We start from the raw sequence: 8,458 nt of genomic DNA, 5'->3' as shown, positions 1-8,458 counted from the left end.
TTCGACCCGCTGGCGGGGAGCCGGCTCTACTCCGGATTCAGTCTCCATGCTTTGCGCTCCGAGGCGCATTCCGCGCAAGCTACGATCGCTCATGTATTCTCCTACTCAACAATGTGGCATCCGTAACAGCGGATGATGGTGCGGCATCGGCTACCGCACCCTGCCAATTACATAACGCTGTGGAATGTGAGTCTGTTCCCGATCAGACCAGCGAAAGTACGGCAAACACCCAATGATACGCCAGCGGATGCCACAATCAGAAACTGGACAGCCAGCTCACGCCGGCCGCCCAGTGGCTGAAGGTTAGGCGCTGTGGGTGTGGCTGTCGCCGTCGGGGGCATCGGCGGTTGCGTTGCCCAGGACGTTGCCAATGCCCTTGAGCGCTTCGCCCACCTCGCTGGGAATGATCCATAGCTTGTTGGACGATCCCTCGGCCAGCTTCGGCAGGGTCTGTAGATACTGGTAGGCCAACAGCTTTTGCGTCGGATTGCCCTTGTGGATGGCGTCGAACACTTTCTGGATGGCCTGGGATTCGCCGTCAGCACGGAGAATGGCCGCCTTCGCGTCGCCCTCAGCTGCGAGGATAGCTGCCTGCCGCTGACCCTCAGCGGTCAGGATCTGCGACTGCTTGGTGCCTTCTGCCGTCAGGATGGCCGCCCGACGGTCCCGCTCGGCGCGCATCTGCTTTTCCATCGAATCCTGGATGGAAAGAGGTGGATCGATGGCCTTCAGTTCCACTCGGGATACCCGGATACCCCACCGACCAGTTGCCTCATCAAGCACGCCGCGCAGCTGACCATTGATCTGATCCCGCGACGTCAGGGCTTCCTCGAGGTTCAGGCCACCGACCACATTGCGCAGGGTGGTTGTGGTGAGCTGCTCCACGGCCTGGATGTAGTTGGCGATCTCGTAGGTGGCGGCCCGGGAATCAGTGACCTGGAAGTAGACGACCGTGTCGATGGAGACCACCAGGTTGTCCTCGGTGATGACCGGCTGAGGAGGGAAGGACACCACCTGTTCGCGAAGGTCGAGGAGGGGGAGCAGCCGGTCCACAAAAGGGATCAGGATGGTCAGACCGGGCTGGAGGGTTCGCTGATACTTTCCGAGCCGCTCCACCACGCCAGCACGAGCCTGCGGAATGATTCGCACCGACTTCACCAGCACGACCAGTACGAAAACAATGAGGGCAATCAAGACAACTGTCAGTCCGATTGCCCCTGCGTCGGTAGGCATTAGTTCCCCTTTAGTTGGATAGCACGGTAGGTCAGTAGCGCTGTGGTTTGATGGCCCGGGTGCGGGTACACGGGCACCTAGACAGCACCGGAGTCAGCGGCCTGGGGGCGGGCGGGAGCCGAGATCAGAGCCGTCGCCCCGTCGATCCGGGAAACTGCCACCCGCTCTCCGGCAGGAATCAGCGACCCGTCGAGGGTGCGAGCCGACCAGGTATCGCCGCCGATCTTCACCGTGCCTGACTCACCCGTGACGACGTCGAGGGTCAGCGCCGACTCGCCGATCAATCGATCGATGTTGCTCAATTGCTCGGGGGAGCCCCGCTTAAGGTGCTTCAACGCCACTGGACGAACCACCAGCACCATGAGGAGGGATACCACGCAGAACACAATGACCTGCAGGAAGAAGGCCGCACCGAGGAAGGTGCTGATCATTGCCGCAAGCGCACCCATCGACATCATGATGAAGAACAGGTCGAGAGTCAGGGTCTCCACCGCTGCAAGGCCCAGGAACAGGACCAGCCAGAGTATCCAGCCGTTCTCCATTAGCCACTCAAACATGTCTTCCCTTCAGGCTAGGGCGCCGGTGAGCGCGCGTACTGCGTCCTTCCATCATGCCAAATTGGTGGAGCGAAACCTAGAGATGCGTGACAAAAGCGGGCGGTTGTTATATATCCGCAAGCGTTAGAGGTCAAGGGAGCGACGGAAAACCTGGACAGTGAATCGGGCGCTTGCCAATGTCCGCTCGGGGAGCTCAGTCAAACGTGCCATCAGCTCGGACGCCACCAGATGGTGGCCGGCCGGGCCCATCAGCGCCACATTATAGATATCGGTATGGCTCAGGGTGAGTGAATAGTCCACAATGACCGACTCAGTCTCGTGGAAGGAGCCAGCCAGGGCAGTGGTCACCCCGGCAGCCTTGTCCGGTCGCACCTCAAGGAGACGAGCCTCGCCGGCAATCTCCTCAAGATGTCCCGGCAGCGGCGTGACGACCAGCAGAACACCGCCCGGCTTCAGCACGCGGAAGAATTCCTCGGGATTGCGGGGAGCGAAGATGTTGACGATCACATCCACTTGCCCGTCCTGCACCGGCAGTGTCCGCCAGACATCCCACACAAGGCAGATGCCGGCGTCGATCAATCCGGCGGCCCGCCGCAGTGCGAACTTGGAGATATCGAGGGCCACCAGCGACGAGGCAGGGTACCTGCGCTCCAGCCCGGCGAGATAGTAGCCGGTCCCCGCTCCCGCGTCGAGGATTATCCTCGGGTGAGCGATGTGTCGCTGCACCGCGTCGGCCACTGCTCTTTGCAGTTGGCCATAGTGGCCAGCGCCGAGAAAGTCAGAGCGGGCCTGCACCATCGGTGACGTATCCGGTTGGAACGGTGTCCCCTTGCCGGTAAGCAGGTTGAAGTAGCCCTGCTTCGCCGCATCAAACCTGTGGCCCAAGGCACAGCCAAGAGAGCTGGCCGTCCCCGAGAGCTCGAGCGGCCCAAAGCACAGGGGGCAGCGCAGGAGGTTCTCCGGGAGGTGGGGCATGCCTCTATCCTAGGGTCGGAATTGGGAAGATTCGATGACTGATCTAGTCTCGATTGTGTGAAACCACATGAGCTGAATCACCTCCAGTCCGTAAGTTCACCGTCGCTCTCACCCGATGCGCAGCGCTGCGTCGTCTCGGTGACGCGACCCGATTTTGACGCTGACGCGTATGTTGGTCAGCTGTGGGAGCTGGCGGTACCCGGCGGCGATGCCCGGCGGCTGACTCGGGGCTTCCGCGACACCGTGCCACAGCACTCACCCGACGGCACGTCAATTGGTTTCCTGCGTGCCGAGCCTGGCGGCAAACCGCAGCTCATGATCGTGGACAGCCGCGGCGGTGAACCACATCGCCTCACCGACCAGAAAATGGGAGTTGGAGCGTTCACCTGGTCGCCCGACTCGTCGAAGATCGCCTTCACCTCGCGAGTCCCCGACCATGGCAGGTATGGGACAGTCGACGGCGTCGGCCCCGGGCTGGAAGATCCTCGCCTGATCACCACCTTCAAGTACCGCATGAACGGGCTGGGCTACACGCGTGACAAGCGGGCCCAGATCTTTGTCCTGGCGGTGCCAGATCTGGACGCGGAGCCCTTCGTCGCTCCGGCCGGCCGTGCCACGGAGGCGGCGGCGAAGGCTGCTGGCGCCGATAGCGACCCGCAGTCGCACCAGGACGCGGCGAAAGGTTTCCCAACCGCCCGGCAGCTGACTGCTGCCGATGCCGACCACAATGAGCCGGTTTTCTCCCGCGATGGCCAGCGCATCCTGTTCACCTCGGCGCTCCACCCAGATGCCGACGCCACCCTGTACACGAACATCTACTCGATGGCTGTCGATGGCTCCGACGTCGTTCAACTCACCAACCGTGGCGCCGGCACGCGAGTAGGGTGCAACCGCCCAGTAGAAAGCCTTGACGGCAACTGGCTGTTCTTCCTGGGGAGCGATTTGTCCGAGGACGGTCTGGACTTTCTGGCCCGCAACACAGCGCTGTATGTCGCTCCGGCCAATTCACCCGATGAGGCCCGAGCCATCACCGACGCCGAAACAGTCGATCTGGGCGAGGTGGGGGACATAGTTCCCCGCGGCGCCGACTCGGTGCTCGTCTTCAACAGGACACGGGGGAGAGGCACGCTTCTTGAGGTTTCAGCCGAAGGATCAGTCACCACACTCGTCGATGGCGAGCTGATCGTGACGGGTGCCGCAGCAGCACGGGACATAGTTGTGGCTGCCTATACCGACCCGACCACTATGGGCGAGGTGGCCGTGGTGAGCGGGGGAGCCCTGTCCGCGCTGACCGACCTTTCGAGCAACCTCCGGGCTCAGACCACGGTGGTTACCTCAGTTGAAGAGACTTTCACGGCCAGCGATGGCTATGGCGTGCATGGCTGGGTGCTTGAGCCCGAGGGGGAGGGTCCGCACCCGGTTCTCCTCAATGTCCACGGGGGGCCATTCGCCCAGTACGGCTGGGGCTACTTCGACGAAGCCCAGGTCTATGTTGACGCTGGCTACGCCGTCGTCATGTGCAATCCGCGGGGAGCCGCCGGGTATGGGCAGGAACACGGCCGGGTAATCAAGGCCGCCATGGGGACTGTTGATCTGCTCGACGTCCTCGGGTTCCTTGAGGGTGCACTGGAGAAGTATCCAGCGCTGGACCGGGAACGGTTGGGAGTGATGGGCGGGTCCTACGGCGGCTACCTGACCGCGTGGACCATCTCGCAGGACCACCGTTTCACCGCGGCAGTAGTGGAGCGTGGGTACCTGGATCCGCCGTCCTTCGTGGGTTCGTCTGATATCGGCTGGTTCTTCTCCGATGCCTACACCGGGTCCGATCCGGAGCAGGTCCGGGCCCAGAATCCATTCGCCCACGTGGACAAGGTCGAGACCCCCACGTTTGTGGTGCACTCAGAGGAGGATCTGCGGTGCCCACTGGAACAAGCCCAGCGCTACTACACAGCCTTGAAGCTGCGCGGCGTACCCACTGAGCTGTTGGTGTTCCCGGGGGAGACTCACGAGCTGTCCCGCACCGGGTCCCCGTGGCACCGGCGGCAGCGGTTCGACCATATTCTCCGGTGGTGGGCCACGTACCTGCCGACGGCCCAGAACCAGCCGTCCTAATCGGCTAGCCGGGAGTCACCGGCGGCAGCGCAGCTCGTTTTTCGGTAGTTGCATCAAGATCAAACAGCTCTGGACAGGTTGCGCCCGGAAGGTGCACTATTTCCCAGTGACCAGTACCTCATCGTCATCGTCGCAGCGCCTGCGCGATCTCGCGCTGCTGCGGCGTGTCCGTGACCGGATCGACAGGGAGTATGCCCAACCCCTTGACGTGGAAGCCCTCGCGGGCGGCGTCAACATGTCGGCAGGTCACCTCAGCCGCCAGTTCCGGCGAGCCTATGGGGAACCACCGTACTCCTACCTGATGACCCGTCGGATTGAACGCGCGATGGCGCTCTTACGGCAGAGCGAGCTTACTGTCACCGACGTCTGTTTCGCGGTGGGGTGTTCGTCGCTGGGCACTTTCAGCACCCGGTTCACCGAGCTGGTCGGCATGCCACCCAGCGTTTACCGGCGTCGGGCGGCGCGGGCGGCAAAAGACCTTCCCACCTGTGTGGTGAAACAGGCCACCAGACCGGTCAGGAATCGAGAAGCGCCAACTCTGACGCCGTCCTAGGGTGATCGGTATGAACCTCACCATCCTTTGGACCTTCCTTCCGCACACCGACCCGGACGCCGCGCTGGCCTTCTACCGCGACGCGCTTGGCTTCGAGGTCCGCAATGACGTCGGCTTCGGCGGGATGCGGTGGATCACCGTCGGCCCGACGGGCCAGCCGCAGACATCGATCGTGTTAGAGCCCCCCGGCGCGGACCCGGGTCTCACCGACAACGAACGCCTTACTATCGCCGAACTCATGGCAAAAGGCAGCTACGCCCGTATTGTGCTCGGGTCCACGGATCTGGACGGAACATTCGAGCGGGGGCTGGCCACCGGCGCCGAGGTGGTCCAAGAGCCCACCGAGCGACCGTTCGGTGTCCGCGACTGTGCCTTCCGCGATCCGTCAGGCAATCTGATCCGTATCAACGAGCTCGTGTGACCCTGAGGCGCCGTGGTGCCACGCAGCCAGTAGCCGCAGCACCCCCGCCTGCACCAGAATCAGACGTACTGTTGGTTGCTGGTGGGCACGAAGCTATCGACGTCGACCGGACCGCTGTCGCGGAGCGTCGGCATGAGGAGACACAATGAGCACGTCGACGACGCCCGAGGCACGGGAGTCAGTGCTCCATAGCGCCGATCAACACGATCTGATCCGCGTGGAAGGTGCACGCGAGAACAACCTCAAGGACATCACAGTGGTGATTCCGAAGCGACGCCTGACGGTCTTCACTGGTGTGTCAGGCTCCGGAAAAAGCTCGCTGGTGTTCGCGACCATCGCGGCCGAGTCGCAGCGGATGATCAACGAAACCTACAGCGCGTTCGTCCAAGGATTCATGCCCAACCTGGCACGCCCCGACGTCGACCATCTGGAAGGTCTGACGACAGCGATCATCGTCGACCAGGAGCGGATGGGCGCCAATCCACGCTCAACAGTCGGCACCGCCACGGACGCCAATGCCATGCTCAGGATCCTCTTCAGCAGGCTCGGATCACCCTACGTGGGACCACCGACGGCTTTTTCCTTCAACGTCCCCACCCGCAAGGCAAGCGGGGTGATGAGCACCGACAAGGGCGGCCGGGTCGAAAAAAGCGTGGTGAAGGATGCTGTCTACCTGGGCGGCATGTGTCAGCGCTGCGAAGGAATGGGCTCGGTCTCCGACTTCGATCTCACAGCACTGTTCGATGAGACCAAGTCGCTGGGGGAGGGCGCCCTGACCATTCCTGGGTACAGCATGGACGGTTGGTACGGCCGGATTTTCAGCGGTGCCGGGTTTGACATTGACAAGCCACTGGCACAGTTCACCAAACGGGAACTGGACGACCTGCTCTACAAGGAGCCGACAAAGGTCAAGGTTGAGGGAATTAACCTCACCTTCGAGGGCATCATCCCGAAAATTCAGAAGTCGATGCTGTCCAAGGATGTCGAAGCGATGCAGCCGCACATCAGGGCTTTCGTTGACCGTGCCATTACGTTTCAGCCGTGCCCGGAGTGCGCGGGAACCCGGCTGAGCCCCGAAGCCCGGTCGTCGAGGATTCGCGGCAAGAGCATTGCTGATCTATGCATGATGCAGATCGACGAACTGGCCACCTGGGTCTGTGGCCTGAAGGAGCCCTCGGTGGCGCCGCTCCTGAAGGGGCTGCAGCACCTGCTCGACTCGTTTGCCGAGATCGGATTGGGCTATTTGTCCCTCGACCGCCCGGCAGGCACCCTGTCCGGGGGAGAGGCCCAGCGGACCAAGATGATCCGCCATCTCGGGTCGTCGCTGACCGACATCACCTACGTTTTTGACGAACCGACAATTGGCCTGCACCCGCACGACGTCGATCGGATGAACGGGCTGCTGATCCAATTGCGGGACAAGGGGAACACTGTGCTGGTTGTCGAGCACAAACCCGAGACCATCGCCATCGCTGACCACGTAATCGATCTGGGTCCGGGCGCTGGCACCCAGGGCGGCAGTGTCTGCTTTGAGGGGGAGGTGGACGGGCTGCGGTCCAGCGACACGATCACCGGCCGTCACCTCGACGACAGGGCTACCGTCAAGGAAACGGTGCGGACGCCGTCGGGCACACTCAAGGTGCGCAACGCCTCGATGCATAACCTTCAGGACGTGGACGTTGACGTTCCGCTTGGCCTGCTCTGCGTGGTCACCGGCGTGGCCGGCTCAGGCAAGAGTTCACTCATCCACGGGTCGGTCGCGGGACGTGAGGGAGTGGTGGTGATCGACCAGGGCGCCATCAAGGGGTCCCGTCGCAGCAACCCCGCCACCTACACGGGGCTCCTTGAACCGATCCGCAAGGCTTTCGCCAAGGCCAACGGTGTTAAACCTGCGCTCTTCAGCTCCAATTCCGAGGGTGCCTGCCCCACGTGTAACGGCGCCGGGATCATCTTCACCGAACTCGGGGTCATGGCCACCGTCGAGTCCACCTGCGAAGAGTGCGAGGGCAGGAGGTTCCAGGCATCAGTCCTTGAATACACGCTCGGGGGACGCAACATTGCTGAGGTGCTCGCCATGTCGATGACCGAGGCTGGCGAGTTTTTCAGCGACGGCGAAGCCCGCACCCCGGCCGCCCACAAGATCCTCACCCGGCTGGTCGATGTGGGGCTCGGCTATCTGACCCTGGGCCAGTCGCTCACCACGCTGTCCGGTGGCGAGCGACAACGCGTCAAACTCGCTACGCAGATGGCCGAAAAGGGAGACATCTACGTCCTCGACGAGCCGACCACCGGTCTCCACCTGGCGGATGTCCAGAATCTGCTCGGGCTGCTGGACCGGCTTGTCGACTCAGGCAAGTCTGTAGTTGTGATTGAACACCATCAGGCAGTGATGGCTCATGCCGACTGGATTATCGACCTCGGTCCGGGTGCCGGGAACGACGGCGGCCTGGTGATCTTTGAGGGAACGCCCGCCGATCTTGTTGCCGCCAAGTCAACCCTCACCGGCGAGCACCTGGCGGCGTACATCGGCGGCTGAGTTCCGCCTAAGCCCTCCGTCCCGCGTTACCCGACGGTCGCTGCAGGCCGGGCGATGACAAGGGGGGGGGG

8 protein-coding genes are annotated in these 8,458 nt (G+C 62.8%); 4 read left to right on the top strand and 4 right to left on the bottom strand.

Annotation, left to right across the window (positions count from 1 at the left end):
* From Y703_RS22015 to Y703_RS0107775, 4 genes are all read right to left on the bottom strand, one after another.
* Positions 1-93, bottom strand: a 93-nt coding sequence (locus tag Y703_RS22015) for an RNA polymerase-binding protein RbpA (protein WP_173400621.1), incomplete at its 3' end; no start/stop codon positions are given.
* 210 nt (positions 94-303) lie between these two features.
* Positions 304-1,233 carry an SPFH domain-containing protein gene (locus tag Y703_RS18640; protein ID WP_035764195.1) on the bottom strand — a complete coding sequence of 310 codons (930 nt, stop codon included), beginning with the start codon at positions 1,231-1,233 and terminating at the stop codon, positions 304-306.
* Positions 1,234-1,310: 77 nt separating this feature from the next.
* On the bottom strand, positions 1,311-1,790 hold the full coding sequence (locus Y703_RS0107780) for an NfeD family protein (RefSeq protein WP_026552258.1): 480 nt from the start codon (positions 1,788-1,790) through the stop codon (positions 1,311-1,313).
* A gap of 123 nt (positions 1,791-1,913) precedes the next feature.
* Positions 1,914-2,765: a methyltransferase domain-containing protein gene (locus Y703_RS0107775; protein ID WP_026552257.1), complete on the bottom strand. Its 852-nt coding sequence runs from the start codon at positions 2,763-2,765 to the stop codon at positions 1,914-1,916.
* 57 nt (positions 2,766-2,822) lie between these two features.
* Here Y703_RS0107775 and Y703_RS0107770 point away from each other — a divergent pair, with 57 nt between their 5' ends.
* The 4 genes from Y703_RS0107770 to Y703_RS0107755 all read left to right on the top strand — a co-directional run bounded on the left by Y703_RS0107770 (position 2,823) and on the right by Y703_RS0107755 (position 8,387).
* Positions 2,823-4,877, top strand: a complete 2,055-nt coding sequence (locus Y703_RS0107770) for a S9 family peptidase (protein WP_026552256.1) — start codon at positions 2,823-2,825, stop codon at positions 4,875-4,877.
* A 106-nt stretch (positions 4,878-4,983) separates the two neighbouring features.
* Positions 4,984-5,430 (top strand): helix-turn-helix transcriptional regulator, encoded by a 447-nt coding sequence (locus tag Y703_RS0107765; protein WP_026552255.1) that lies wholly within the window; start codon positions 4,984-4,986, stop codon positions 5,428-5,430.
* Positions 5,431-5,440: 10 nt separating this feature from the next.
* On the top strand, positions 5,441-5,851 hold the full coding sequence (locus Y703_RS0107760) for a VOC family protein (protein ID WP_035764236.1): 411 nt from the start codon (positions 5,441-5,443) through the stop codon (positions 5,849-5,851).
* A 145-nt stretch (positions 5,852-5,996) separates the two neighbouring features.
* On the top strand, positions 5,997-8,387 hold the full coding sequence (locus Y703_RS0107755; protein WP_026552253.1) for an ATP-binding cassette domain-containing protein: 2,391 nt from the start codon (positions 5,997-5,999) through the stop codon (positions 8,385-8,387).
* Positions 8,388-8,458: the final 71 nt, after the last annotated feature.

Origin of the sequence: Arthrobacter sp. H20, assembly GCF_000520515.1 — a bacterium.
Lineage (GTDB): Bacteria > Actinomycetota > Actinomycetes > Actinomycetales > Micrococcaceae > Arthrobacter_D.
The sequence above is the reverse complement of the archived record's forward strand: the minus strand, read 5'-3'. Positions and strand labels throughout refer to the sequence as shown.